This is a genomic window from Jatrophihabitans fulvus (assembly GCF_054781375.1).
Genome location: NZ_BAAGUN010000001.1, coordinates 328,724 through 353,861, shown reverse-complemented (window position 1 = coordinate 353,861; position 25,138 = coordinate 328,724). Strand labels below are relative to the sequence as shown.

The following is a 25,138-nucleotide window of genomic DNA, read 5'->3' as shown; positions in this document are numbered from 1 at the left end:
GTCACCCGGGATCAGCGCCGATCCCTTCCCACCCGGCCGGTTGTCACCGGCCCGGTCCGAAGGAGTGTGTCGATCATGGATCTCGCTCTGGCCTCGCCGACCTGGGGGCTCACCGGCCCCGCGTTCCTCGGCCTCTACTCGATCACGACGATCGTCGTCATCGGCGGCAGCGCCCTGCTGCTGAACCGCGGCCGCACGTCCCGGCCGCGCGCGAAGCGCCGCTACGACGACATCGGCCCGGTGCAGCTCGGGCTGCTCGGCGGGGGGCCGTCCCTCGCGGTCACCGTCGCGCTCGCCGACCTGCGCCGGCTCGAGCTCGTGGCCGTCGACGGCACCCGCCGCGAGCCGGTGGGCCTGAGCAAGCCCACCTCGCTGCTCGATCCCGTGACGCTCGCCGTCTGGCGGGCGCTGCCGACGTCGCCGGGCGGACGGGTCCGGCCCCGAACCCTCGCAGCGCAGCCGTCCGTCGTCGCCGCGCTGGCGGCGTGCCGCGCCGAACTGGCGGACGACGGCCTGGTCACCCGGCCGCCGTCCCGGCGCCGGGTCGTCGCCGCCTGCCTGCTCGGAGCCGCGCTGGTGGCGTTCGGCGGCGTCCGCATCGCGGCCGGGTCCGAGCACCACCGGCCGGTCGGGTTCCTGGTGGGCTTCGTCCTTCTCGCGGCGGCGGCGCAGATCGCCGTCGTCGTGGGGTTGTCCCGCCCGACCTGGACGGCCCGCGGGCGCATCGCCGTGCAGACGTTGCGCTCGCAGCACGACCACCTGTCCCCCCGGTTGCGGCCGGCGTGGGACGCCTACGGCGGACCGTCCGTCGTGCTGGCGACCGCGTTGTTCGGCGGCATCGTCGTCATGACGGCCGACCCGGCGTTCGCCGACGCCGTCGACGCCCGCGAGGTCGAGCACGCCGCCGCGGCGCAGTCGTCCGCGTGGTCCGGCGGCGGGAACAGCTCCGGTGGCGGCAGCAGCTGCGGGAGCGGCAGCAACTGTGGCGGGGGCAGTTGCGGTGGGGGCGGCGGCTGTGGCGGCGGGGGGTGCGGCGGATGAGCACCGCACCGCGCCGCCTGCCCGCGGGGGTCGGCATCGGCTGGCGTCCGCAGATCGCGGGGATGATCGCCCGGCTGCCCGACCTCGCGTTCGGCGAGGTGGTCGCCGAGTCGCTGTGCGGGCACGAGCTGCCCGGCCCGCTCGCGGCGCTGCGCGCCCGGGGACTGCCCGTCGTTCCGCACGGAGTGGCGCTCTCGCTCGGCGGCGTCGACCCCGTCGACGAACACCGGGTCGCGCACCTGGCCGACTGCGCTCATCGGCTCGGGGCACCGCTGGTCAGCGAGCACATCGCGTTCGTGCGGGCGGGCGGGCTCGAGGCCGGTCACCTGGTGCCGCTGCCACGCACGCGCGAGGCGGTCGAGGCGGTGGTGCGCAACGTGCGCCGTACCCAGGACGGGCTCCCGGTGCCGCTCGCGCTCGAACCGATCGCGGCCCTCGTCGAGTGGGACGGCGCCGAGTACACCGAGGCGCAGTTCGTCACCGAGATCCTCGAGCGGACGGACGCGCTGCTGCTGCTCGACGTCGCCAACGTGTACGCCAATGCGGTCAACGCCGGGCGCGACCCGTACGCCGACCTCGACGCGTACCCCCACGAGCGCATCGCCTACTGCCACGTGGCCGGCGGTCGGGTGGAAGCCGGGCTGTACCACGACTCGCACACGGCACCCGTCGCCGAACCGGTGCTGGAGCTGGTGGCGCACCTCGCGTCCCGGGTGGGTGACCTGGCCTGGCTGCTCGAACGCGACGGCGCCTACCCGCCCGAGCCGGTGCTGCGCGCGGAGCTCGACGCGATCGCCGCGGCCGCACGGGGGCGGGTGGTCGCATGAACCTGCGCGAGCAGCAGGAGCAACTCGTCCGCGCGCTCGTCGCCGGTGGGCCACCCCCGGCCGGCACCGACGCCGACCGGGTCGAGGTCGCCCTTCGCGCATTGCTGCGCAAAAGAGCGTCCGAGGTGGCGTGGCACTGGCCGGTGCTGCTGGGCGACCCCGCCGTCCGCGACCGATTCGTCGCGTGGGCCGACGGCCGCCCCAAGGAGTCGTCGTTCGCCGACGGCCTCGCGTTCGCGCGCGGCGAGCAGGACGCCGGACGCCTCGGCCCCGCCGCGCGGGACGAGCTGCGCCGCCTCGAACCCCGCCGGCGGCTCGGCCTGCGCCGTCGCTGAGCGGCCTGGCCCCATGGCAGCGCCGCTGTCGCCGCGCCAGGCCCCATGACAGCGCCGCTGTCGGAGCCGATCCGCGGCGCCCGGATGGGGCCGAGCGCACCGGCACGAGTCCGAGCGGGCGGCAGGGCGGCCTGGCCCCACGGCAGCGCCGCTGTCGGAGCCGATCCGCGGCGCCCGGATGGGGCCGAGCGCACCGGCACGAGTCCGAGCGGGCGGCAGGGCGGCCTGGCCCCATGGCAGCGCCGCTGTCGCCGAACTGGGCCCCATGACAGCGCCGCTGTGGGAGGCGATCCGCGGCGCCGGGATGGGGCCGAGCGCACCGGACGGGAGCGGACGGGACGGGGGCGGACGGGACGGACGGGGGCGGACGGACGGGGGCGGACGGACGGGGGCGGACGGACGGGGGCGGACGGACGGGGGCGGACGGACGGGGGCGGACGGACGGGGGCGGCCCGGCCCGTCGTTGAAAGCCGGGCCGGGACGCCGGTCCCGGGGTCAGGCCTTGGTGGCCAGCGGCAGCAGGGACCGGCCGGTCGGCCCGACCTGGATGTCGGTGCCCAGGTTGGGACAGACACCGCAGTCGAAGCACGGCGTCCACCGGCAGTCGTCCTGCTCGAACTCCTCGAGCGCGTCCTGCCAGTCGTCCCAGAGCCACTGCTTGTCGAGCCCGGAATCGAGGTGGTCCCAGGGCAGCACCTCGTCGGCGTCCCGCTCGCGGGTCGTGTACCAGTCGAGGTCGATGCCGACCTCGGCGCACGCGTCGACCCAGCGCTGGTAGGAGAAGTGCTCGGACCAGCCGTCGAACCGTCCGCCGGCCCGCCACACGGCCTCGATCACGGCACCGACGCGACGGTCGCCGCGTGACAGCAACCCTTCGACCATCGACGGTTCGCCGTCGTGGTAGCGCATGCCCACGTTGCGGCCCAGCGACTTGTTGGAGTTGATGGCCTCGCGCAGCTTCTTCAGCCGGGCGTCGACCACCTCGGGCGAGGCCTGCGCGGCCCACTGGAACGGCGTGTGCGGCTTGGGTACGAATCCGCCGATCGAGACGGTGCAGCGGATGTCCTTGTGGCCCGCCGCCTCGCGGCCCGCGCGGATGACGTCGTGCGCCATCTCGGCGATCTCGAGCACGTCGTCGTCGGTCTCGGTGGGCAGGCCGCACATGAAGTACAACTTCACCTGTCGCCACCCCTGCCCGTAGGCCGTCGAGACGGTGCGGATCAGGTCGTCCTTGCTGACCATCTTGTTGATGACGCGGCGCAACCGCTCCGACCCGCCCTCGGGCGCGAAGGTGAGCCCCGAACGGCGGCCGTTGCGGCTGAACTCGTTCGCGAGATCGATGTTGAACGCGTCGACGCGGGTCGACGGCAACGACAGCCCGACCTTCTCGTCGGCGTAGCGGTCGGCGAGCTGCTTGGCCAGCGGCGCGATCTCGCTGTGGTCGGCGGAGCTGAGCGACAGCAGTCCGACCTCCTCGAAGCCGGTGGCGGCGAGGCCGTTGCGCACCATCTCGCCGATGCCGTCGATGCTGCGCTCGCGCACCGGACGGGTGATCATGCCGGCCTGGCAGAACCGGCAACCGCGGGTGCAGCCCCGGAAGATCTCGACGCTCATGCGCTCGTGCACCGACTCGGCCAGCGGCACCAGCGGCGTCTTCGGGTACGGCCACTCGTCGAGGTCCATGACGGTGTGCTTCGAGACGCGCTCGGGCACGCCCTCGCGGTTCGGCGTCACCGCCTCGATGCGGCCGTCCGGCAGGTAGGTGACGTCGTAGAAGCGCGGCACGTACACGCCGCCGGTGGCGGCGAGGCGCAGCAGCAGCTCGTCCCGTCCGCCCGGCCGGCCCTGCTGCTTCCAGGTCTTCACGACCTCGGTGATCGTGCCGACGGCCTGCTCGCCGTCACCGAGCACCGCGACGTCGACGAAATCGGCGACCGGCTCGGGGTTGAACGCCGCGTGGCCGCCGGCGACGACGACCGGGTGGGTCTCGTCGCGGTCGCGGGCGTACAGCGGCACGCCGGCGAGGTCGAGCGCGGTGAGCAGGTTGGTGTAGCCGAGCTCGGTCGAGAACGAGACGCCCAGCAGGTCGAACGCGGCGACCGGACGGTGCGCGTCGACGGTGAACTGACCGATGCCGTGCTCGCGCATGAGCGCCTCGAGGTCGGGCCACACCGCGTACGTGCGCTCGGCGAGCGCGTCGTCGCGCTCGTTGAGGACCTCGTACAGGATCTGGACGCCCTGGTTGGGCAGTCCGACCTCGTACGCGTCGGGGTACATGAGCGCCCAGTGGACGTCGACGGCGTCCCACTCCTTGGTGCGCGCGTTGAGCTCGCCGCCGACGTACTGGATCGGCTTGGTCACGCGGGGCAGCAGGGGTTCGAGCAGCGGGAAAAGGGACTCGACGGACACGCCCGACGACTCTACGGCCCCGTCGCCGCCGACTCGACCCGTCGAGCGGCCCTCACCCCGCGCCGACCTCACCACCGGGCGGCAGACTGACGTCCGTGGGCCGGGCCGAGCAGTTCGAGTACCGCGTGCGCGGCGACGACGTCGTGATCAGCCACCACGGACGTCCCGCGACCGTCCTGCGGGGCGACCGCGCCCGCGCCTTCCTCGCCGAGGTCGACCGCACCGATCCGCAACAGCTCATGGCCCGGGTGACGGGCAACTACAAGCGCGGCAACGAACGGCAGGCGCGGCACCACCCGCGCAACCGGTGACGAGCCCACCGCGGTCCGTCAGGCCCGGTACCCCGGGCGGGGCTTGGCGTCGCGGTAGAGCCACTCGTGGAAGAACGTCGTGAGGTCCCTGCGGGCGACCTTCTCGGCGTAGGCCGTGAACTGCTCGACGGTGGCGTTGCCGTAGGCGTGCTGTTTCAGCCAGCCGCGCATGATCGCGAAGAAGACCTTGTCGCCGAGCTTGTTGCGCAGGGCGGCGAGGGCGCCCGCACCCCGGGTGTAGACCGAGCCCGCGAAGATGTTCTTCGCCGCTCCGGGGTTGCCCGGCGCGGGCGACCAGACCTTGTCGGACGCGGGCCGCGCGAGCAGCGACTTCAGGTGCTTCAGCGTCGTCGGCCCACCCGTGTGCTGCTGCCACAGCCAGGTCGAGAACTCCGCGAAGCCCTCGTTGAGCCAGATGTCGCGCCAGCGCGACAGCGTGACGTCGTCGCCGTACCACTGGTGGGCCAGTTCGTGGGCGAGGGTGTCGACGTCCGGGGCGCTGTCGAACACCGGACGTGTGACCGTCTCGAGGGCGTATCCGATCGCCTTGTCGTCGACGATCACGCCGGTGGTCCCCCACGGGTAGGCGCCGTACACGCGGCTGAAGTAGCTGATGACGGCCGGCAGCTTCGCGACGACCGGCGCGGCGGCCTTCGCCTGGGACGGGTCGACGGCCACGAAGTACGGCACCCCGGCGGCGCGGCCCTGCGACACCCGGAAGACGCCGATGCAGGCGGTGATGAGGTACGGCGACGCCGGCCGCGACAGCTTCCAGGCCCACGTAGTGCGGTTGCCCTTGGTCGTGTGCGACTTCAGCGCGCCGTTCGACACGGCGGTGAGGCCCTTGGGCACCGTGATCGACACCTGATAGGTCGCCTTGTCGCGCGGGGTGTCGTTCACGGGGAACCAGGTCGGCGCCCCCTGCGGCTCGCTCGCGACGAGCGCGCCGTCGTCGGACGGGATGAACCCGTCGATCGCGCCGTCCGGGTCGTACACCGGCTTCGCGGTCCCCGCGTAGGTGACGTGCACGCGGAAGGTGCTGCCCTTCGCGATGGTGCGTCGCGGGGTGACCACGAGTTCCTGCACCTGGGCCGCGGGCTGGGCGAACCGGGCCTTGGCGCCGTTCACCGTCACCGCCGAGACGCGCAGGTTGCGGCGCAGGTCCAGGTCGAAGCGCGACAGCGCCTGGGTGGCGCGGGCGGTGACCAACGCCCGTCCCCCCAGATGCTTGGTCGCCGGCAGGTAGCCGATGTGCACCACGTAGTGCGACACGTCGTAGCCGCCGTTGCCGGCGCGGGGGAAGTACGGGTCGCCGCCGCCCGCCGATCCGGGTGAACCCGTGGGGGCGGCTGCACTGGTGGCGGCCGTCCCCGCGACGCCCAGCGTCGTCAATGCGGCGAGCGCGATCGTCCCGGCGGTCCTTCGCAGCGAACTCATGGGGACGATCGTGCCAAATCCCACCTAACCGCGGTAGGCGTAGCGCGGTTTGCCCGAACGGTAGAGCCACTCGTGGAAGAAGACGTTCAGCGTGCGGCCGGAGATCTTCTCGGCGTGCGCCACGAGTTGCCCGACGCGGGCATTGCCGTGGCGGTGCGCGGCGGTCCAGGTGCGCAGGATGCGGACGAAGACCGTGTTGCCCACCTTCTGCCGCAGCGCCTGCAGGCACGCGGCGCCGCGGTCGTAGACCGAACCCGCGAACAGCGTCCGCGGGCCCCCGGGGGCGGCGGGCGGCGGGTTCCAGAACCCGGTGTTCGAGGCCGGGACGGACAGCACCCGGTACAGGTGCTGCCGCGCGGTCATGGCGCCGCGGTGCTCGTCCCACAGCCACGAGGCCCACTGCGCGAAGCCCTCGTTGAGCCAGATGTCACGCCACCGCTCGAGGGTCACCGAGTCGCCGAACCACTGGTGCGCGAGTTCGTGCGACAGCGTCCCGATGCTCGGTGCGCGGTCGTACACCGGACGGGACGCGGTCTCGAGCGAGTAGCCGAGGAAGTTCGCGTTCTCGACGATGCCGCCGGTCGCCCCGAAGGGGTACTTGCCGAACACGCGCGAGAAGTAGTCGACGACGCGCGGCGTCTGCGCGAGCACGCTCAGGCCGCCGCGCTGGGTGGGGTCGGCGGCGTTGAAGTAGGGGATGCCGCCGGCGGACTTGCCGGTGCGGACGGCGAACCTGCCGATCGCGACGGTCGCAAGGTAGCTCGAGATCGGCTGCGACTGCCGCCACTTCCAGGTGCGGAAGTACGTGCCGGTGCGGACGCCGTCGAACACGCCGTTCGACACGGCGACCAGGCCTCGGGGCGCGGTGACCGACACGCGGTAGGTCGCCTTGTCGCGCGGGGTGTCGTTGACGGGGAACCAGGTGGGCGCGCCCTGGGGCTCGGCGACGACCACGACGCCGTCCGCGGTGCTGACCATGCCGTCGAGCGAACCGTTCGGGTCGCGCAGCGCCGTGGCACGGCCGCCGTAGCGCACGATGACGGTGAAGTTGCGATTCGCCGGCAGCGCCCGGGCGGGGCGGACGAACAGGTCCTGCGGGTTGCCCGACGGCCGGCTCCACCGCGCCTTCGCGCCGTTCACACTGATCGCGGACACGACCATGTTCCGGCGCAGGTCGAGGGTGAAGCGCGACAGCGACTGCTTCGCCCGGGCGTAGATGACCGCGCGTCCCTTGATGCGCTTCGGGTTCTGCCGGTAGGTGAACGCCAGGTCGTAGGTGTAGACCCCGTAGCCGGTGTTGCCCTGCCGCGGGAAGTACGGGTCGCCCGCGCTCGAGCCGCCGGGCGCCGGGGCGGCCGCGCGGGCGCCTGCCGATCCCTGCGCCAGTGACACGGTCAGCAGGGCGCAGGCGGCGAGAACGGCGAGCCGGGAAGTCCGCATGGCGCATGCTCCCACGGCGCCCCGACCCGGATCACCGCTCGAGCGGGATCCGGATGATCTTGTCGTCGCCGTCGCGAGGGCTGCCGCGGCCGTCCCGGTTGGACGTCGTCACCCACAGCGCCCCGTCGGGCGCGACGACCACGGTGCGCAGCCGTCCGTAGTCGCCGTCGAGCAGCGTCTGCGGCTGGCCGACCTTGCCGCGCGCGGTCACGGGGATGCGGAACAGCTTCTCGCCGCCGAGGCCGGCCATCCACAGCGCCCGTCCGGCGTAGGCGAGGCCGGACGGGGACGCGTCCGAGGTGCTGAACGTGGCGAGCGGAGCGGTCTTGCCCGAGCCCGATCCGACATCGCCCTCGATCGCCGGCCAGCCGTAGTCGGCGCCGGCGCGCAGCAGGTTCACCTCGTCCTCGGTGTTCTGGCCGAACTCGGCCTCGTAGAGCGCGCCGTCCGGGGCGAACGCGATGCCCTGCGGGTTGCGGTGGCCCTTCGTGAACACGACGGACGACGGGTCGGGGTTGCCCGGGGCGGGCTTGCCGTCCGCCGTCATGCGCAGCACCTTGCCGCCGAGGTAGCCGTCGTCGGGCGCACGCTCGGGCTGCGAGGCGTCGCCGGCGGTGACGTAGAGGTGGCCGTCGGGACCGAACTGGATGCGCCCGCCGTTGTGGATGCCACTGGCCGGGATGCCGGTGATGATCGGCGTGAACCCGCTCGACCGGCCGTCCACGTACCGGAAGCGCACGACGCGGTTGTCGCGATCGGTCGTGTAGTAGGCGAAGACGGTGCGGTCGCTCGCGAAGCGGGGCGACACCGCCAGCCCCAGCAGACCGCCCTCGCCCCCGCCCCCGACACCAGGCACGGAGCCGATGCCGTCGGTGTCGCCGTCCGCCGTCACGCGGACGATCTCGTGGGTGTCGCGCTCGCTGACGAGCGCGCTGCCGTCCGGCAGGAAGGCCACGCCCCACGGCACCTCGAGGCCGTCGGCGAGCACCTCCGGCGTTCCGGCGCGCAGCGCGGCGTCGGCTGTCGCGGACGGGCGGACGGAACTGCTCGCGGACGGGGCGCTGCTCGTGGCCGGTGCCGCGCTCGTCGCCGGGACCTGGCTCCCCGCCGGGCCGGAGGTAGGGGGATCACCGCCGCCGTCGGACGAGCACGACGCGGTGAGCACCGCGACCGTGCCCGCGGCGATCACTGCGCAGACGCGGAACCTCATGCCCCCGACGGTAGGCACCGCCCATGTGCTGGACTTCTGAACCGTGAGCGACGACCCGATCCTGCTCGAGCGCACGTCCGGCGGCGCGGTGGCCGTGGTGCGGCTGAACCGTCCCGGCAAGCGCAACGCCCTCGACTCGGCGTCGCTGGCGACGCTGAACGACACGCTCGCGGCCCTCGCCGCGGACGACGACCTGCGCGCGGTCGTGCTGTCGACGACGTCGACCCGCGCCCTGTGCGCCGGCGCCGACGTCGGCGAGCAGCTCGACGACGCCGGCGGAGTGGCACGCATGGCCGCGTTCACCCGCCTGTACGCCGCGCTGGACGAGTTGCCGGTGCCCTCGATCGCCGTCTGCGTCGGCAACTGCGTCGGCGCCGGCGCGGAGCTGGTCGCCGGTGCCGACCTGCGGGTCGTCGGCGACAACCTTCACCTCGCCTGGGCGGGAGCGCGACTCGGCGTGCCGGTGGGTCCCGCGCGGCTCACCCCGCTGCTGGGCGTCTCGCGCGCGAAGGACCTCGTCCTGACCGGACGGGTGGTGACCGCGGGCGAGGCGGTGGCCCTCGGGCTGGCCCGCGAGGTCGTGCCCGCCGCCGGCGCCGAGGCGGCCGCGCTCGCGCTGGCGGACGCGATCGTCGCCCAGCACCCCGGCGGGGTGCGCGTGCTCAAGCAGATGTTCCGCGAGCTCGACGGGTCGGCCGCCCGCATCGCCTACGAGAACGAGCAGCTGCTGCGCTTCCAGCAGCACGGCGCCGGACTGCCGCGCGGGTCCGTCAGCCTGTGAGGGCGGCGAACGCCGCGTCGACGGTGGCCGCGCGGTGCAGCGTGTCCAGCGCGGCCTGGCGGACGAACCCCTTGCCCCGCAGGTCGTCCAGCCACGCCCACAGCGGGTCGTAGAACCCGTCCGGGTCGAGCACGACGACCGGCTTGCGGTGCATGTCGAGCGAGCGCGACGTCCACGCCTCGAACAGCTCCTCGAAGGTGCCGAGCCCGCCGGGCAGGGCGAGGAACGCGTCGCTGCGCTCGTCCATGACGCGCTTGCGCTCGCGCATCGTGTCGACGACGACGAGCTCGTCCGCCTCGGTGTCGGCGACCTCGAGGTCGACGAGGCGGGTGGGGATCACGCCGGTCGTGTGGGCGCCGCCGGCCCGGGCGGCGCGCGCGACGTCGCCCATCATCGAGACCCGTCCGCCGCCCGAGACGAGCGCGTGCCCGTCGGCGGCGATGCGCGCGCCGACCTCGACGGCCAGCTCTCGGTAGGACTTTCCGATCGACTCGGAGGACGCGCAGTAGACGCAGATGTTCACTGGCCGTCGTGGCCCCGGTCCGCCTGCTGCGCGACGGCGTCCTCGGCCACCGCGGTCTCGGACCGCGCCTGCTCGGCCTCGACGATCCAGCGCACCGCCTCGTCGACGTCGTCGGTGAGATGCACCAGGTCGAGGTCGGCCCCGCCCACCTTGCCCGCTGCCATCACCGACCCGCGCAGCCAGTCGATCAGGCCCTGCCAGTACTCGGTGCCGAACAGGACCACCGGGAAGCGGGTGACCTTGCGGGTCTGCACGAGCGTCAGCGCCTCGAACGTCTCGTCCAGGGTGCCGAAGCCGCCGGGCATGATCACGAACGCCTGGGCGTACTTGACGAACATCGTCTTGCGCGCGAAGAAGTAGCGGAAGTTGATGCCGAGGTCGACCCAGTCGTTGAGGCCCTGTTCGAAGGGCAACTCGATGCCGAGCCCGACCGACACTCCCCCGGCCTCGGACGCACCCCGGTTCGCGGCCTCCATCGCCCCGGGACCGCCGCCGGTGATGACGGCGAACCCGGCCTCGGCCAGCGCGGCCCCGAGACGGCGGGTGGTCTCGTACTCGGGATGGTCGACCGGCGTGCGGGCGGACCCGAAGACCGACACGGCCGCCCCGAGCTCGGCGAGCAGGCCGAAGCCCTCGACGAACTCGGCCGTGATGCGCTGCACCCGCCACGGGTCGGTGTGCACCCAGTCGGACGGGCCGCGCGAGTCGAGCAGCCGCTGGTCGGTGGTACCGGCCCCGCCCGCGGCGATCTGGGCGCGGCGCAGGATGACGGGGCCGCGCTGGTGCAGTTTCCGGCTCTCGGGGTTCACACCCGCCGACGCTAGCGATCAGGCGGAGAGAAAGCGCACCAGGGCGTCCTCGGCGGCGAGGATGCGGGTCACCGAGGCGTGCTCGTCGCGGGTGTGCGCGAGGTTCGGGTCGCCCGGGCCGAAGTTCAGCGCGGGCACCCCGAGGGCGCCGAAGCGGGCGACGTCCGTCCAGCCGTACTTCGCGCGGGCCTCCGCGCCGACGGCGGTCACGAACTCGGCGGCGATCGCGGTGTCGAGTCCCGGACGGGCGGCGGGGGCGGTGTCGGTGAGCTCGAGCTCGAAGCCGCTGAAGACGTCGCGCACGTGGGCGAGGGCGTCCGCCTCGCTGCGGTCGGGGGCGAAGCGGTGGTTGACGGTGACGGCGCACTCGTCGGGGATGACGTTGCCCGCGACGCCGCCGGTGACGGCGACGGCGTTGAGCCCCTCGCGGTAGGTGAGGCCGTCGACGTCGACGATGCGTCCCTCGTAGGCGGCGAGGCGGGCGAGCACTGGGGCGGCGGCATGGATCGCGTTGTCGCCCAGCCACGATCGGGCGCTGTGGGCGCGGGTGCCCTGCAGCCGGACGACGACCCGCAGCGTGCCCTGGCAGCCGCCCTCGACGGTGCCCTCGGTGGGTTCGAGCAGGATCGCGAGATCACCGGCGAGCGCCTCGGGACGCTCGCGCGCCAGGCGGCCGAGGCCGTTGCGCGCCGCCTCGACCTCCTCGCAGTCGTAGAGGATCCAGGTCAGGTCGCACGTCGGATCGAGCGCGCCGGTGCCGACGAGGTGCGCGACCCGCAGCATCACCGCCACGCCCGACTTCATGTCGCTCGTGCCGCAGCCGTACAGCGTGTCGCCCTCGCGCCGCGACGGCACGTTGTCCGCGATCGGCACGGTGTCGAGGTGACCGGCGAGCACGACGCGGCGGTCGCGTCCGAGGTCGGTTCGGGCGATCACCAGGTTGCCGTCGCGCTCGACGGCGAGGTGGTCGAGCCCGCGCAGCGCCGTCTCGACCAGGTCGGCGAGGTGCGCCTCGTCCCCCGAGACCGACTCGACGTCGACGAGCTGCGCGGTGAGCAGGGCTGCGTCCGTGGCGAGGTCCAGCACGTCAGCGGACGCTACCCACCACCCTCCCCGCCTTCCCGGCCGGATCGGCTGCGCGCGCACGGCGTGTCGGCAGCCGATCGGGCCGGGAAGGCGGAGGTGGGTCGGCTCAGGCAGGCTCGTTAGGGTTGCGCCGTGCCTGACGAGACCTCCTCCCGCTCGGCCTGGGGCTACGGCCTGGCCACCCGCGTCGCCTCCGGGCCGGACGCGGGCGCCGTGCTCGACTGCTGGTTCCCTGAGCCCGCGCTGGGCGAGCAGCCCGCCGCGGCCGCGGCGCCCCACGAGCTGTTGTCCCTGACCGGCAGCCAGGAGTCGGCGAACGACCGCAACGTCCGCCTGGACGTCGCCGTGGCCGCCGCCGATCTGGACGCTCCGCCCGTCGACGCCATCGACGTCTACCTGAGGCTTCACCTGCTGTCCCACCGGCTCGTCCAGCCGCACGGCGTGAACCTCGACGGCATCTTCGGCCTGCTCGCCAACGTCGTCTGGACCAGCCTCGGCCCGTGCGCCGTCGACGGGTTCGACCGCATCCGCATGGCGCTGCGCCGCAAGGGCCCGGTGCACGTGCTCGGCATCGACAAGTTCCCGCGCATGGTCGACTACGTCGCGCCGACGGGCGTCCGCATCGCCGACGCCGACCGGGTTCGCCTGGGCGCCCACCTCGCCGTCGGCACGACGGTCATGCACGAGGGCTTCGTCAACTACAACGCCGGCACGCTCGGTGCCTCGATGGTCGAGGGCCGCATCTCCGCCGGCGTGGTGGTCGGCGCCGGCTCCGACGTCGGGGGCGGCGCCTCGATCATGGGGACGCTCTCGGGCGGCGGCAAGGAGGTCGTCCGCGTGGGCGAGCGTTGCCTCATCGGCGCCAACGCCGGCATCGGCATCTCCCTGGGCGACGACTGCGTCGTCGAGGCCGGCACGTACATCACCGCGGGCTCGAAGATCACCATGCACGACGGCACCACCGTCAAGGCGGGTGCGCTCAGCGGCTCGTCCGGCCTGCAGTACTGGCGCAACAGCGTGACGGGCGCCCTCGAGGCGCGCCCGCGCAGCGGCGTCACCGTCGCGTTGAACGACGCCCTGCACGCGAACTGACGCGATGGCGCTGACCCGACGGGCGACGGCCCTGGTGACGGCGTTCGCCGTCGCCGTCGTGGTCGTCGCCGCGGTCGCCGTCTACCGCGTGCTGGTCGGTGACGGGTCGTCGCCCTTCGCGTCCGACACCTGCACGTTCGGCGCCTACGAGGTCGACCCCGGGCAGGCGAGCGTCGCGGCGACCATGATCGCCGCCGTCACGAGGTACCCGCGGTCGCTGCCCGCCCGCGCCCAGGTGCTGGTGCTCGCGGCGGCGATGCAGGAGTCGAAGCTGCGCAACATCCCGCCCGGGCAGGGCGATCGCGACTCGGTCGGTGTGCTGCAGCAGCGACCGTCGCAGGGCTGGGGCGGCGGCAGCGCCGAGGCGCTCACCGACGTCGGCCGCGCCACCACCGAGTTCCTCGACGCGCTCGTCAAGATCCGCGGCTGGCAGCGCATGCCTGCCGCCGAGGCGATCCAGGCGGTGCAGATCTCGGCCGACGGCAGCCTCTACGCCCAGCACGAACCGCAGGCCCGTGCGATGGCCGCCGCGCTGTCGGGGCGACTGGGCGCCGGCACCCCGAAGGGCATCACGTGCGACTTCGAGGCGCCGAGCGAGGTGGCGTCCGCGTCGACCGTGGCACGGCAGGCGTCGTCCGAACTCGGCATCGACACCCCTGTCGCGAGCGGCGAGCGCGAGGTCCGGGCGCCGGGCGCCGGATGGCAGACGACCGCATGGTTCATCGCGAACGCCGATCGGCTCGGCATCGACACGGTCGCCTACGCCGGGCAGCGGTGGAGCCGGGCGGACGGCTGGCAGAAGTCGGCGTCCGCGGCACGCGGCGCGGTGGTCGCCACGATGGCGACCACCTGACGCCGGGCGTGCGACCTACTCGTCGTGCTCGACGGGCGGAAGGTCCTTGATCCACTGCGGGTCGTGGCTGGTCTTGCCGGTCTTCGCGGCACCGCCCGGCGAGCCCAGGTCGTCGAAGAAGTCGACGTTGGCCTTGGTGTAGTCACGCCACTTGTCGGGCAGGTCGTCCTCGTAGAAGATCGCCTCGACCGGGCACACCGGCTCGCACGCGCCGCAGTCGACGCACTCGTCGGGGTGGATGTAGAGCATCCGGTCGCCCTCGTAGATGCAGTCGACCGGACATTCCTCGATGCAGGCCTTGTCGAGCAGATCGACACACGGCTCCGCGATCACGTAGGTCACTGCGCGTCCTTCCGGGGTGGGGCGGGTCATCGAGCGATCCTTAGTATGCCGGTCGTGCTGCAGAGCGGGTGGATGGGTCGGCGCGTCACCGTGCGCCGTGTGGTCGAACGCACCCCGGAGGGTCGGTTGCTGTTCGGCGACGTGGTCGGCGACCTCGTCGGACTCGACGCGCAGACCGCCGTGGTCGAGACGCGGGACGGACTCGTCGAGGTCCCGGTCGCCCTGGTGGCCGTGGCGAAACTCGCCCCGCCCTCGACGGCGGACGAGCTCGCCCTCGACCGCGTCGCCGCCCGCGGCCTGCGCAGTGCCGACACCCGCGAGCTCGACGGCTGGACGTTGCGCGCCGACCACGGCTTCCTGCGCCGAGCGAACTCGGTGCTCACCGCCGGGCAGCTACGGCGACCGCTCGGCGACGCGCTCGACGAGGCGCGAGCCTGGTACGCCGAGCGCGGCCTGCCGCTGCGCCTGGCGGTGCCGGCCGAGGCGCGGCGGTTGCTCGACGCCGAGCTCGGCGAACGGGGGTGGGAGATCGAGGTCGAGGCGCAGGTGCTCACCGCCCGGCTCGACATGGTCGCCGCACCCCCGGCCGACGTCGTCGTGCAGCGCGCGTCCGACCCGGACGACGCGTGGCTGGCGCGCTACGACCGGAACTTCCCGCCGACCGGGCGGGACCTGCTCGCCCGCCACGACCGGGTCGTGTTCGTCTCGGTGCGCAACGCGGACCGGGCCGTCGCGATCGGCCGCGGCGTCGTCGACGACGGCTGGCTCGGGGTCGCGGCCGTCGAGGTCGAACCGGAGCAGCGCCGGCGCGGTCTCGCCGCCGCGATCATGCGCGAGCTGTGGCAGTGGGGACGTGAGCACGGCGCGACACGCAGCTACCTGCAGGTCGACGCGACCAACGACGCCGCCGCCGCGCTCTACGCGAAGCTGGGCTACGCGCACCATCACGACTACCGCTACCGGCGCGAACCCGGGTCCTGAGGCCGCCGCGGTGCCGGCAACGGCGTCGAGAACACGATCGACAGCACGCCCACCAGGGCCCCGCCGAACATGACCCCGTAGCCGACCAACTCGACGTTGCCGCCTCCGGGCAGGATGACGTCGCCCTCGGGACGCGAGCCCGCCGCCAGCACGAAGATCACCGCGAGCCAGGCCACGAACGGCAGCACCGCCGCGATCGTGCTCGGCACGAGCGAGCGCGCGAGCCGCGGCAGGAACCACGACGTCGCGAGCGTGAACGCGATCGTCACCGGCACCAGCGTGTCGTCGAGGTAGAGCGGCACGAGCAGGGCCTCGAGCCACGCCGCGGCGGCACCGCACACCGTCACCAGCGCGACGCCGAACCAGCCGAGCGCTCCCGGACGCTCCGGCGCGGTCACGCCGGGATCCCGGCGAAGAGGTCGTCCTCGACGCCGTCACGCCCGGGCTTGCCGACCGCGAGCCGGTAGTGCTCCGTCGCGGAGATGGCGCGGCCCAGCATGTTGGTCAACGCGAAGAACCGGCCGTGCACGGCCAGCTGGGTGCGGTGCGCCAGCAGCGCGGCACGCTTGGCGTCCCACTGGTCGGCGGCGTCGATCACGCACGTGACGACGTCGTCGTCGACCCCGAAGGTCGGTTCGTCGGCGACCTCGAAGGGCACGTCGTCGCGCTCGCGCAGCGCGTCGTAGGCGGCGCTGAGCGCCGAGCGCGGCGTGGCCGTCCAGTAGAACTTCGCGACGTACCACGACCCGTCCGCCCGGGTTGCCTCGAGCGCCGCCGTCGTGATGCGGTGGGCCATCACATGATCGGGATGGCCGTAGTCGCCGTTGTCGTCGTAGGTGACCACCACCTGCGGACGGACCTCCCGGACGACGTCGGCGAGCAGGCCGACCGCGGTGGCGAACACGTCCGCGTCGTCGGCCGCGCGCCAGAACGCGCGCGGGTGCCGGTTGGCCGGCGAGCCCATCATGCCGCTGTCGCGGAAACGCCCGGCGCCGCCGAGGAAGCGGTGGTCGAGCACGCCGAGCGCGCGCATCGCGGCGTCGAGCTCGGCGATGCGGTAACCGCCGAGCTGGTCGGCCTGGGCCGCCTCGAGCTGCGCGTACGCCGGGACGAGGATCTCGCCCTCCTCGCCCAGCGTGCAGGTCACGACCGTGACCTGCACGCCCTGCGCGACGTAGTGCGCCATCGTCGCGCCGGTTGTGATCGTCTCATCGTCGGGATGGGCGTGGACGAGCAGCAACCGGCGCGCCGGGACGGACGGGGACACGTCAGCGACGCTAGCGTCCGCCACCGGGGCGGCTTACAGCACCTTCTGCACGGCCGCGAAGTGGCACGCGACCGGATGCCCGACGCCCCGGTCCTCGGTGGCCGGGTCGTCGGTCGTGCACTTCTCGCGCTCGGTGTCGCTCAGCTCGTTGGCGAACTTCGGGCACCGGGTGCGGAACCGGCAGCCCGAGGGCGGGTTGGCCGGGCTGGGCAGGTCTCCCTCGAGCAGGATGCGCTTGCGGGTGCGCTCACGCTTCGGGTCGGGCAGCGGGATCGCCGACAGCAACGCCTGCGTGTACGGGTGCGCCGGCCGGTCGAAGAGGTCCTCGGTGGTGGCGATCTCGACGATGCGGCCCAGGTACATGACCGCGATGCGGTCGGAGATGTGGCGCACCACCGACAGGTCGTGGGCGATGAACACGTAGCTCAGGCCGAGCCGCGCGCGCAGGTCGTCGAGCAGGTTGATGACGCCGGCCTGGATGGACACGTCCAGGGCCGACACCGGCTCGTCGAGCACCAGCATCTTCGGGTTCAGCGCGAGCGCGCGGGCGATGCCGATGCGCTGCCGCTGGCCGCCGGAGAACTCGTGCGGGTACCGCCCGGCGTGCTCGGGATTCAGGCCGACGAGATCCATGAGCTCGCGCACGCGGGCGTCGAGCTCGTCGCCCTTGGCGACCTTGTGGATCACCAACGGCTCGGCGATGATCCGCGACACCTGCATGCGCGGGTCGAGCGAGGCGTACGGGTCCTGGAACACCAGCTGGATGTCACGTCGGATCGGGCGCATGCGCGCACGGCTCATGCCGGCCAGTTCCTTGCCCTGGAACACGACACTGCCGCCGGTGGCGGGCTGCAGGTTGAGGATCGCCCGTCCGGACGTGCTCTTGCCGCAGCCCGACTCGCCGACCAGGCCGAGGATCTCGCCCGGGTAGACGTCGAAGCTGATGCCGTCGACCGCCTTGACGTTGCCGATGGTGCGCTTGAGCACGCGGCTGCGGATCGGGAAGTACTTCTGCAGATCCCTCACCCGCAGGACGGGCTCGCCGGCGTCGTGCGCGTTGCTTCCGCCCTGCGCGTTCTTGTCGAGCGCGACGGTCATGGCGTGCCCCCTGTCGTGCCGCCGGCGCCGGGACTGCGCCCGAGAGAGGGCGAGCCCGCGGCACCGTTCACCTTCGTGGTGCCGATGCCGCCGCCGGCATCGCTGTGGTCGTCGGCGTGCGTGTCGTCGCCGCCGAGCAGCAGCGAGTCGGCCGGGAGTTCGGCCTCGCTGCTGTCGGTGTCGAAGATCTCGCCGGCCTCGTAGCGGTCCTGGCCCTCGAGGTCGTGCGCGAAGTGGCAGGCCGCCGCGTGGGCGTCGTGCCCGTCGACGGCGACGAGCACGGGCTCCTCCTCGCTGCAGCGCGGTTGCCGCATCGGGCACCGCGGCCCGAACGGGCACCCGGGCGGCAGGTTCTGCAGCGACGGCGGGGTGCCGTGGATGGGCGTCAGCCGTGTCTTCTCGGTGACGTCCATGCGCGGCAGCGAGTTGAGCAGGCCAACGCTGTAGGGCATGCGCGGCCGGTAGAACACGTCGTCGACGGTGCCCGTCTCGACGGCGCGGCCGGCGTACATGACCAGCACGCGCTCGGCGACGCCGGCGATGACACCGAGGTCGTGGGTGATGAGCACCAGAGCGGCGCCGGTCTCCTGCTGCGCCGCCTTCATCGCCTCGAGCACGGTCGCCTGGACGGTGACGTCCAGGGCGGTGGTGGGCTCGTCGGCGATGATCACGTCGGGGTTGTTCGCCATCGCGATCGCGATGACGACGCGCTGCCGCATGCCGCCGGAGAACTCGTGCGGGTAGTTGTCGATGCGGTCGTCGGCGTTCGGGATGCCGACGATCTTCAACAGCTCGAGCGCGCGGGCCTTGGCGGCCTGCTTGCTGAGCTTGTCGTCGTGCGCCCGCAGCGTCTCGACGATCTGGGTGCCCACCTTGTAGACGGGGTCCAGCGACGTCATCGGGTCCTGGAAGATCATCGCGATGTTCTTGCCGCGGACACCGGACATCGTCTTGTCGTCACGGCCGAGCAGCTCGCGGCCGCGGAACTGCACCGAGCCGGTGACGCGGGCGTTCTTGGGCAGCAGGCCCATCACGGCCAGCGACGTCACGGACTTGCCGGAGCCGGACTCGCCGACGATGCCGAGCGTCTCGCCGCGGCGCACCTCGTAGCTGACGCCGCGCACGGCGTTGACGGGCCCGAAGGAGACGCCGAGGTCCTTGACCGACAACAGCAGGTCGTCGGCGCCGGGCGGCGGGGTCGTGCCGACCTCGAAGCTGGCGTCGGACGGGGTCTTGGTCAGATCGGTTCGATCACTCATGACTACTCACGCACCCGGTTGTGCTTGGGGTCGAAGGCGTTGCGGATGCCCTCACCGATCAGGGTCACGGCGAGCACGATCACGATGATCAGGATGCCCGGGAAGTAGAACAGCCACGGACGGGTGTCGGCGGCCTGCACGCCTCGGGAGATCAGCAGACCGAGCGAGGTGTCCGGCGGCTTCACGCCGACGCCGAGGAAGGTCAGCGACGTCTCGACCACGATCGACACGGCCGCCGAGATGGTGGCGAACACCAGGATCGTGCTCAGCGTGTTGGGCAGCATGTGCCGCAGGATGATGCGGAACGTGCCCGCACCCATCGCGTGCGAGGCCTCGATGAACTCGCGTTCCTTCAGCGACAGGAACTGCGCGCGCACCAGGCGTGACAGACCCATCCACCCGAAGATGCCGAGCACGAAACCGAGCCCGGCGATCGAGAGGTCCGGGTTGCGGTTGCCGACGACGATGAGGATGACCAGCACCGGCACCGCGAGCATGATGTCGACGAAGCGCATCAGCAGGGCGTCGACGAAACCGCCGAAGTAGCCCGCCGCGGCGCCGATCAGGATGCCGATGATCAGGGCCGTGGCCACCGACACGATCATGATGATGAAGTCGCGCTGCGTGCCGCGCATCATGTTGGCGAACAGGTCGCCGCCGTTCTCGTCGGTGCCCAGCCAGTGACCGGCCTGGCCGGGTGACGCCGACTGCGCGACCTTGCGCTGGTCGGGTGCGTCGAACTTCCACTTGTAGAAGTACGGGAAGACGTAGCAGAAGACCACGATGCCGACGAACACGACCGTCGCGGTCATGGACACCCAGCTGTGGGTGAAGCGGTCGAACGCCTGCCGCCCTTGTGACTTCGAGGCGCCGCTGAAGCCGTCCTCGGCGTCGCCCGCCGGCGGGGTCGTGGCGTTCATCTCGAGTTCCGTCAGAGCCATGTCCGTGCCCCCTCTCGCTCTCGTCCGGCCGTCATGACAACCGGATCCGCGGGTCGAGCACCGCGTAGAGGATGTCGGCCAGCAGGTTGAAGAGCACGACGAAGATCGCCGAGATCATGACCCAGCCGGCCACGCCGTAGATGTCCTGGTTCTGGAACGCGGTGTCGGTGAGGTACTTGCCGAGCCCGTTCCACACGTACACCTTCTCGGTGATCACCGCGCCACCGAACAGCGCGCCGACGTCGATGGCCATGACCGTCACGAGCGGGATGAGCGCGTTGCGCAGACCGTGGCGACGGATGACGGTGCGGTTGCGCACACCCTTGGCGCGGGCGAGGCGCATGTAGTCGGCGTCGAGCACGTCGATGGTGGACGCGCGCTGGTAGCGGATCCAGCCGGCCGCCGTCAGCAGACCGAGCGAGATGGTCGGCAGGATCAGGTGCAGGAACCGGTCGCGCCACAGTTCCCCGCCCGAGGCGTAGCTCTCGATCGCGGGCGTCTGGTCGAAGGTGACCGCGAAGTCGGTGCCGAAGTTCTGATTGGCCGAGATAGCGCCCTGCTTGAGCAGCGCCGCGAACCAGAACGTCGGCAGCGCCAGCAGGACGAACGTCAGGATCGTGATGCCGATGTCGATCGGCTTGTCGCGCTTGACGCCCGACCACACGCCCAGGGCGATGGCGAGGATCGCGGCCAGCACGATCGCGCCGACGATCATGCGCGCGGTGATCGTGAAGGCGTCGGCGAGCTGCGGGCCGATCGGGTTGCCCTGGGTGTCGTTACCGAAGTTGAAGCCGATGAACGGGAACGAGGTGCTCGGGTCGATGAGGTGGGAGAGCCAGTGCCACCACCGCTCCCAGATGCTGCCGTTCAGACCGAGCGCTTCGCGCTTGGCCTCGAAGAACGCCGGCGAAGGCATGGGCTGCCGCGTCCGGAACTGCGCCAGCGGATCGAAGTTGTCGGCGACGTACCAGAAGACGATCAGCGAAGCGATGATCAGCACCAGCACGCTGCCGATGAGTCGCTTGGCGATGAAGACGAGCAACAGGACACCTCGTTCTGACGGCCTGCCGGGTTGTGGCCAGCCGAGCCTAGCTCTCGGGCGCGGTCACGTGGGATCACCCCGCGAACGCACGTGGACGTACACCGACGCCGGGGCCCGGAAGGTGACCGGGCCCCGGCGCCGTGTGATCAGGCGGTGTTACCAGCCGATGCGGTTCAGGACTTGTTCAGCGTGAACGTGTCGGAGTTCCACATCGGGCCGGCCAGCGTCGCGTTGTCCGCGAGCCCCTGGATGTTGTTCTTGAACGCCAGGAGGGTCGGCTTCTGGTACAGCGGCAGGGTGTACATCTCGTCCCAGAGCAGCTTGTCGGCCTGGTTGGCCGCGGCGAGCTGGGCCTGCGCGGTGGTCGCGGTCGACACCTTGTCGAGCGCGGTGTCGATCGCCGAGGTGCCGGCGCGGGAGTAGTTCTGACCCACGGCACCCCCGGTCTTCTTCGGCGAGAAGTAGATCGAGTTGCTCGACGACAGCGACGGCGAACCGACCCAGGCGAAGAGCGCGATCTGGAAACCGCCACCGGCGAGCGAGGTCGGCTTCTCCGGACCCTCGAAGATGTCCGGGTTGGCGAACTCGGTGACCTTGATGCCGGCCTTCTGCACCTGCGCGGCGATGCGGCTGATCGTCGAGTCACGCAGCGGGTTGTCCTGCGTGGTCGTGATCTTGAACGTCAACGGCTTGCCCTTGATGCGGTACACGCCGTCGGAGCCCATCTTGCCGCCCACCGACTGGATGAGCTGCTTGGCCTTCGCGATGTTCTGCTTGTCGTAGGCCTCGCCGTTGTTCACGTAGCCCTTCTGGCTGGTGAGCACGATGCGGTTGCCGAGCACGGACGCCTTGTCGCTGAACTGGCCGACGGTCGCGCTGACCACGGCCGGACGGTCGATCGCGTACGCGAACGCCTGGCGCACCTGCTTGATGCCGAGCAGCGGGTCCTTGGTGTTGAAGTCGAGGTGCTCGAACGAGGCGCCGAAGTTGATCTCGGTCTTGACGCCCGACAGCTTCTTCAGGTTCGACACGAGGTCGAGCTGCGGCTGCGGGTAGATGATGTTGACCTCGTCGTTCTGCAGCGCCTTGACGTTCGTGTCCGAGTCGGACCCGATCGTCTGGTAGATCAGGCGCGCCAGCTTCGGCTTCGGGCCCCAGTACTTGTCGTTCGGCACCAGCGTGATGGTCTTCTGCGCGGTGTCGACGTTCGAGCCCTTGATCAGCCAGGGGCCGTTGGTCGCGCCCGCGGGGATGCCGCCCTTGACCGGCCAGCCCTTGGTGATGTAGTCGCAGGTCGCCTTCGCCGAACCCTGGTCGACCACGTGCTTCGACAGCAGCAGCGCGCTGTTGCCGGAGAACAGGCCCTTCCAGTCGGCGAACGACTGGCCCTTCTTGAAGGTGAACTTCGCGGTGGTCTTGTCGACCGCCTCGGCCTTCTCGATCTGGTCGAAGCCGACGGTCGAGAGCAGTGCGGCGCAGCCGCCGTCCTTCGGGTCGCTCGACTTCTGGGCCTCGGCGGTGAAGACGTAGTCCTCGGCGGTGATCGGCTTGCCGTCGTCCCACACGGCCTTCGGGTTGACCTTGACCGTGACGACCTGCTGGCCGTTCACGACCGAGGACGACGCGGTGCCCTGAGCGGTGTCGGGGATGTAGCTGATGTTGGGTGCGCTGCGGTACAGACCGTCGAGCACACGCGTCACCAGGTTGCCGTTGGCGGTCGAGTTACCGGCCGAGATCAGCGGCATGAGGTTGCTGATGGCGCCGGTCGACTCACCCCAGATCACCTGGTCGCCGCCGCCGCCGCCGCTGTCTCCCCCACACGCGGCGAGTGTGCCGGTCGCCATGAGGGCGACGGCGCTCGCGGCGATCGCCTTTCGCTGGACTCTCACTTGTGAGTGACCTCCTGTTGTTCTGGCGCAGGACGATCTGTCCAGCAGCCGACAGCGAAGGAAAGCCCGAGTGGCGAGGTGATCGCAACCCTCCGGACCTGGCGTCCCGGGATCGTGACCAAATGTTGATACGGGCGAACCGAGGGTTTCAGCGCCGGTCTGCGAGGAATGGGAAGTTGGTCCGAATTGCACGAACAGCGTCCGCGGACACCTCACCCACGACGATGCCCTCGCCCTCAGCGGCCTCCCACGCGGCGCCCAGCGGATCCACGAGGACCGACCCGCCGTCGTGGTGCACGTCGCGTCCGCGACCGGCCGTTCCGACCCGGTTGACGCCGAGGACGAACGCCTGGTTCTCGACCGCCCTGGCCCGCAGCAGCACGCGCCAGTGCTCGTGCCGCGGCGCCGGCCAGTTGGCCGGGACCACGTAGAGGTCGGTGCCGGGGGCGAGGGCCCAGAACTCGTCGGCGAAGCGCAGGTCGTAGCAGACGAACAGGCTGACCCGCAGCGTGTCGTCGCCGTCCGGCAGCTCGACGGTCACGTGCCGGTCGCCCGCCGCGTACCTCTCGTGCTCGCCGGCGTAGGAGAACGGGTGGATCTTCGCGTAGCGCTCGACGGTGCCGTCCGGGCGGGCCAGCACCGCGTTGTTCCGGTAGGCGCCGTCGGCGCCGCGCTGGGCGACGGACGCGACGAGCACGGCACCGTGCTCGGCCGCCTGCTCGAGCAGGAAGGTCTCGTTGGGACCGCCCTCGTCCTCGGCGATCCGCTCCGGTCGCATCGAGAACCCGGTCGCGTACATCTCCGACAGCGCGATCAGTCCCGCGCCGTCCGCCGCGGCCTTCGCGATGAGCGGACGGACGCGCTCGCGCGTCGCCCCCGGGTCCTCCCAGTCGATGTCGTGCTGGACGGCCGCAACCCTCATGCCCTCACCTGCTCCAATCGCCGCAGCGCGTCCCCGAGCACCTCGGGACGCTTGCAGAACGCGAACCTGACGTAGTGGTCACCGGCGCTGCTGTCGTAGAAGACGCTGCTCGGGATCGCCACGACTCCGGCACGCCGCGGCAGCTCGCGGCAGAACCCGACGGCGTCCCGGCCGACGTCGGCCGTGGCGAAGTAGGTCGCCTGCGGGCGGACGACGTCCCAGCCGAGCTTCTCGAGGCCGTCGCACAGCAGGTCGCGCTGCTGTTCGAGGGCGGCCCGGGGGGCGAGTTCGTCCGCCCGGTCGAGCACGGACGCCACCGCCGGCTGGAAGGGAGCGCCGTTCACGTACGTGAGGAACTGCTTGACGGTGCGGACGGCGGTGACGAGCTCGGCGGGCGCGCACGCCCACCCGACCTTCCAGCCGGTCGTGCTGAACGTCTTGCCGGCGCTGCCGATGGTGACCGTCCGCTCGCGCATCCCCGGCAGCGTCGCGATCGGCACGTGGCGGTGGCCGTCGAAGGTCAGGTGCTCGTACACCTCGTCCGAGACGACGACGAGGTCGTGCTCGACGGCCAGGTGCGCGACCTGCGCGAGCTGCTCGGGGGTGAACACCGTGCCGGTGGGGTTGTGCGGGGTGTTGAGCAGGACGACGCGGGTGTTCGGCGTGACCGACCGCCGCAGCGCGTGCGGGTCGAATCCCCAGCCGTCGCCGTCGCGTTCGAGGGTGACGACCCGCCGCGTCGCGCCCGCGATGGCGACGGTGGCGGCGTAGGAGTCGTAGTAGGGCTCGAACATGACGACCTCGTCGCCGGGCCCGGCCAGCGCCGTCACCGCCGCGGCGATCGCCTCGGTCGCGCCCGCGGTGACGAGCACCTCGCGGTCGGGATCGAACTGCAGGCCGTAGCGTTGCCGCTGGTGGCGCGCGATCGCGTGGCGCAGCTCCGGCACGCCGGGTCCCGGTGGGTACTGGTTGTGCCCGGTGCGGATCGCCTCCCGGGCGGCCTCGAGCAGCTCGGGCGGGCCGTCGGTGTCGGGGAAGCCCTGGCCGAGGTTGACGCTGCCGGTCTCGAGCGCGAGCGCCGACATCTCGGCGAAGATCGTCGTCCCGAACCCCTGCATCCGCCGGACGAGCCGCTGCCTGCCTGCCACCCGTCCGACCCTAACGCCGGACCCGCTGGGTAACCCGGGTTTGCACCTGCCAAGGTCGTCAACTGGGCGCTGTTCCGCGCGTTGACAACCTCGCC

General features: G+C 71.9%; 25 protein-coding genes. 8 read left to right on the top strand and 17 right to left on the bottom strand.

From position 1 onward, the window contains the following. Window positions 1–75 precede the first annotated feature (75 nt). From ACYVP9_RS01720 to ACYVP9_RS01710, 3 genes are read left to right on the top strand one after another with little or no spacing between them, the layout of a single operon-like run. Window positions 76–1,041 carry a DUF2207 domain-containing protein gene (locus ACYVP9_RS01720; protein ID WP_460602956.1) on the top strand — a complete coding sequence of 322 codons (966 nt, stop codon included), beginning with the start codon at window positions 76–78 and terminating at the stop codon, window positions 1,039–1,041. Then, a complete protein-coding gene (locus ACYVP9_RS01715; RefSeq protein WP_460602955.1) occupies window positions 1,038–1,868 on the top strand; it encodes an MbnB/TglH/ChrH family RiPP precursor modification enzyme in 831 nt (276 codons plus the stop codon). The genes ACYVP9_RS01720 and ACYVP9_RS01715 overlap by 4 nt, the downstream gene beginning before the upstream one ends. Continuing rightward, window positions 1,865–2,203 carry a hypothetical protein gene (locus ACYVP9_RS01710; protein WP_460602954.1) on the top strand — a complete coding sequence of 113 codons (339 nt, stop codon included), beginning with the start codon at window positions 1,865–1,867 and terminating at the stop codon, window positions 2,201–2,203. The genes ACYVP9_RS01715 and ACYVP9_RS01710 overlap by 4 nt, the downstream gene beginning before the upstream one ends. A gap of 495 nt (window positions 2,204–2,698) precedes the next feature. Here the strand turns inward: ACYVP9_RS01710 and ACYVP9_RS01705 are convergent, their stop codons facing one another. Next, window positions 2,699–4,612 (bottom strand): radical SAM family protein, encoded by a 1,914-nt coding sequence (locus tag ACYVP9_RS01705; RefSeq protein ID WP_460602953.1) that lies wholly within the window; start codon window positions 4,610–4,612, stop codon window positions 2,699–2,701. A 95-nt stretch (window positions 4,613–4,707) separates the two neighbouring features. Between ACYVP9_RS01705 and ACYVP9_RS01700 the strand changes: the two genes are divergently transcribed. Then, window positions 4,708–4,923 carry a hypothetical protein gene (locus ACYVP9_RS01700; protein ID WP_460602952.1) on the top strand — a complete coding sequence of 72 codons (216 nt, stop codon included), beginning with the start codon at window positions 4,708–4,710 and terminating at the stop codon, window positions 4,921–4,923. An 18-nt stretch (window positions 4,924–4,941) separates the two neighbouring features. Here ACYVP9_RS01700 and ACYVP9_RS01695 read toward each other — a convergent pair whose 3' ends face one another. From ACYVP9_RS01695 to ACYVP9_RS01685, 3 genes are read right to left on the bottom strand one after another with little or no spacing between them, the layout of a single operon-like run. Beyond that, a complete protein-coding gene (locus tag ACYVP9_RS01695) occupies window positions 4,942–6,360 on the bottom strand; it encodes a M1 family metallopeptidase (RefSeq protein ID WP_460602951.1) in 1,419 nt (472 codons plus the stop codon). A gap of 24 nt (window positions 6,361–6,384) precedes the next feature. Further along, complete coding sequence (locus ACYVP9_RS01690) at window positions 6,385–7,800, bottom strand: M1 family metallopeptidase (protein ID WP_460602950.1); 1,416 nt, start codon at window positions 7,798–7,800, stop codon at window positions 6,385–6,387. 31 nt (window positions 7,801–7,831) lie between these two features. After that, entirely contained in the window at window positions 7,832–9,010 is a 1,179-nt protein-coding gene (locus ACYVP9_RS01685) for a PQQ-dependent sugar dehydrogenase (RefSeq protein ID WP_460602949.1), read from the bottom strand. Window positions 9,011–9,053: 43 nt separating this feature from the next. Here ACYVP9_RS01685 and ACYVP9_RS01680 point away from each other — a divergent pair, with 43 nt between their 5' ends. Beyond that, the gene (locus tag ACYVP9_RS01680; protein ID WP_460602948.1) at window positions 9,054–9,791 is read left to right on the top strand and encodes an enoyl-CoA hydratase/isomerase family protein; all 738 of its coding nucleotides are present in this window, start codon (window positions 9,054–9,056) and stop codon (window positions 9,789–9,791) included. Here the strand turns inward: ACYVP9_RS01680 and ACYVP9_RS01675 are convergent. Genes ACYVP9_RS01675 through dapE form a run of 3 tightly spaced genes read right to left on the bottom strand, consistent with a single transcriptional unit; the run spans window position 9,781 to window position 12,209 of the window. Continuing rightward, on the bottom strand, window positions 9,781–10,314 hold the full coding sequence (locus tag ACYVP9_RS01675) for an LOG family protein (protein WP_460602947.1): 534 nt from the start codon (window positions 10,312–10,314) through the stop codon (window positions 9,781–9,783). The genes ACYVP9_RS01680 and ACYVP9_RS01675 overlap by 11 nt on opposite strands. After that, the gene (locus tag ACYVP9_RS01670; protein WP_460602946.1) at window positions 10,311–11,123 is read right to left on the bottom strand and encodes an LOG family protein; all 813 of its coding nucleotides are present in this window, start codon (window positions 11,121–11,123) and stop codon (window positions 10,311–10,313) included. The genes ACYVP9_RS01675 and ACYVP9_RS01670 overlap by 4 nt, the downstream gene beginning before the upstream one ends. An 18-nt stretch (window positions 11,124–11,141) precedes the next feature. Beyond that, window positions 11,142–12,209, bottom strand: a complete 1,068-nt coding sequence (gene dapE / locus ACYVP9_RS01665) for a succinyl-diaminopimelate desuccinylase (protein ID WP_460602945.1) — start codon at window positions 12,207–12,209, stop codon at window positions 11,142–11,144. Between the two features lie 132 nt (window positions 12,210–12,341). Between dapE and dapD the strand changes: the two genes are divergently transcribed. Together dapD and ACYVP9_RS01655 are read left to right on the top strand one after the other, a co-directional pair. Next, window positions 12,342–13,301: a 2,3,4,5-tetrahydropyridine-2,6-dicarboxylate N-succinyltransferase gene (dapD, locus tag ACYVP9_RS01660; protein ID WP_460602944.1), complete on the top strand. Its 960-nt coding sequence runs from the start codon at window positions 12,342–12,344 to the stop codon at window positions 13,299–13,301. 4 nt (window positions 13,302–13,305) lie between these two features. After that, entirely contained in the window at window positions 13,306–14,154 is an 849-nt protein-coding gene (locus tag ACYVP9_RS01655) for a hypothetical protein (protein ID WP_460602943.1), read from the top strand. Between the two features lie 15 nt (window positions 14,155–14,169). Here ACYVP9_RS01655 and fdxA read toward each other — a convergent pair whose 3' ends face one another. Continuing rightward, window positions 14,170–14,496 (bottom strand): indolepyruvate ferredoxin oxidoreductase subunit alpha, encoded by a 327-nt coding sequence (gene fdxA, locus ACYVP9_RS01650; RefSeq protein ID WP_460602942.1) that lies wholly within the window; start codon window positions 14,494–14,496, stop codon window positions 14,170–14,172. Between the two features lie 54 nt (window positions 14,497–14,550). Between fdxA and ACYVP9_RS01645 the strand changes: the two genes are divergently transcribed. Beyond that, window positions 14,551–15,477, top strand: coding sequence for a GNAT family N-acetyltransferase (locus ACYVP9_RS01645; RefSeq protein ID WP_460602941.1), 927 nt, complete (start codon window positions 14,551–14,553; stop codon window positions 15,475–15,477). Here the strand turns inward: ACYVP9_RS01645 and ACYVP9_RS01640 are convergent. From ACYVP9_RS01640 to ACYVP9_RS01600, 9 genes are all read right to left on the bottom strand, one after another. After that, complete coding sequence (locus ACYVP9_RS01640; protein ID WP_460602940.1) at window positions 15,453–15,875, bottom strand: hypothetical protein; 423 nt, start codon at window positions 15,873–15,875, stop codon at window positions 15,453–15,455. The genes ACYVP9_RS01645 and ACYVP9_RS01640 overlap by 25 nt on opposite strands. Further along, window positions 15,872–16,744: an N-acetyl-1-D-myo-inositol-2-amino-2-deoxy-alpha-D-glucopyranoside deacetylase gene (gene mshB, locus ACYVP9_RS01635; protein ID WP_460602939.1), complete on the bottom strand. Its 873-nt coding sequence runs from the start codon at window positions 16,742–16,744 to the stop codon at window positions 15,872–15,874. The genes ACYVP9_RS01640 and mshB overlap by 4 nt, the downstream gene beginning before the upstream one ends. 33 nt (window positions 16,745–16,777) lie before the next feature. Continuing rightward, window positions 16,778–17,842 carry an ABC transporter ATP-binding protein gene (locus ACYVP9_RS01630; protein ID WP_460602938.1) on the bottom strand — a complete coding sequence of 355 codons (1,065 nt, stop codon included), beginning with the start codon at window positions 17,840–17,842 and terminating at the stop codon, window positions 16,778–16,780. Continuing rightward, a complete protein-coding gene (locus tag ACYVP9_RS01625; RefSeq protein WP_460602937.1) occupies window positions 17,839–19,101 on the bottom strand; it encodes an ABC transporter ATP-binding protein in 1,263 nt (420 codons plus the stop codon). Before ACYVP9_RS01625 ends, ACYVP9_RS01630 begins: the two co-directional genes overlap by 4 nt. A gap of 2 nt (window positions 19,102–19,103) precedes the next feature. Next, window positions 19,104–20,042 carry an ABC transporter permease gene (locus tag ACYVP9_RS01620; protein ID WP_460602936.1) on the bottom strand — a complete coding sequence of 313 codons (939 nt, stop codon included), beginning with the start codon at window positions 20,040–20,042 and terminating at the stop codon, window positions 19,104–19,106. Between the two features lie 31 nt (window positions 20,043–20,073). Continuing rightward, window positions 20,074–21,084: an ABC transporter permease gene (locus ACYVP9_RS01615; RefSeq protein WP_460602935.1), complete on the bottom strand. Its 1,011-nt coding sequence runs from the start codon at window positions 21,082–21,084 to the stop codon at window positions 20,074–20,076. Between the two features lie 173 nt (window positions 21,085–21,257). After that, window positions 21,258–22,973, bottom strand: coding sequence for an ABC transporter family substrate-binding protein (locus ACYVP9_RS01610; RefSeq protein ID WP_460602934.1), 1,716 nt, complete (start codon window positions 22,971–22,973; stop codon window positions 21,258–21,260). A 148-nt stretch (window positions 22,974–23,121) separates the two neighbouring features. Beyond that, window positions 23,122–23,895 (bottom strand): carbon-nitrogen hydrolase family protein, encoded by a 774-nt coding sequence (locus ACYVP9_RS01605; RefSeq protein ID WP_460602933.1) that lies wholly within the window; start codon window positions 23,893–23,895, stop codon window positions 23,122–23,124. Then, a complete protein-coding gene (locus ACYVP9_RS01600; RefSeq protein WP_460602932.1) occupies window positions 23,892–25,043 on the bottom strand; it encodes a pyridoxal phosphate-dependent aminotransferase in 1,152 nt (383 codons plus the stop codon). Before ACYVP9_RS01600 ends, ACYVP9_RS01605 begins: the two co-directional genes overlap by 4 nt. Window positions 25,044–25,138 lie beyond the last annotated feature (95 nt).

Coding starts and splice junctions, on each gene's coding strand:
- ACYVP9_RS01720 (WP_460602956.1), top strand. CDS start 76: ATGGATCTCGCTCTGGCCTCGCCGACCTGGGGGCTCACCGGCCCCGCG.
- ACYVP9_RS01620 (WP_460602936.1), bottom strand. CDS start 20,042: ATGGCTCTGACGGAACTCGAGATGAACGCCACGACCCCGCCGGCGGGC.
- ACYVP9_RS01685 (WP_460602949.1), bottom strand. CDS start 9,010: ATGAGGTTCCGCGTCTGCGCAGTGATCGCCGCGGGCACGGTCGCGGTG.
- ACYVP9_RS01655 (WP_460602943.1), top strand. CDS start 13,306: ATGGCGCTGACCCGACGGGCGACGGCCCTGGTGACGGCGTTCGCCGTC.
- ACYVP9_RS01690 (WP_460602950.1), bottom strand. CDS start 7,800: ATGCGGACTTCCCGGCTCGCCGTTCTCGCCGCCTGCGCCCTGCTGACC.
- ACYVP9_RS01715 (WP_460602955.1), top strand. CDS start 1,038: ATGAGCACCGCACCGCGCCGCCTGCCCGCGGGGGTCGGCATCGGCTGG.
- ACYVP9_RS01695 (WP_460602951.1), bottom strand. CDS start 6,360: ATGAGTTCGCTGCGAAGGACCGCCGGGACGATCGCGCTCGCCGCATTG.
- ACYVP9_RS01605 (WP_460602933.1), bottom strand. CDS start 23,895: ATGAGGGTTGCGGCCGTCCAGCACGACATCGACTGGGAGGACCCGGGG.
- ACYVP9_RS01710 (WP_460602954.1), top strand. CDS start 1,865: ATGAACCTGCGCGAGCAGCAGGAGCAACTCGTCCGCGCGCTCGTCGCC.
- ACYVP9_RS01625 (WP_460602937.1), bottom strand. CDS start 19,101: ATGAGTGATCGAACCGATCTGACCAAGACCCCGTCCGACGCCAGCTTC.
- ACYVP9_RS01630 (WP_460602938.1), bottom strand. CDS start 17,842: ATGACCGTCGCGCTCGACAAGAACGCGCAGGGCGGAAGCAACGCGCAC.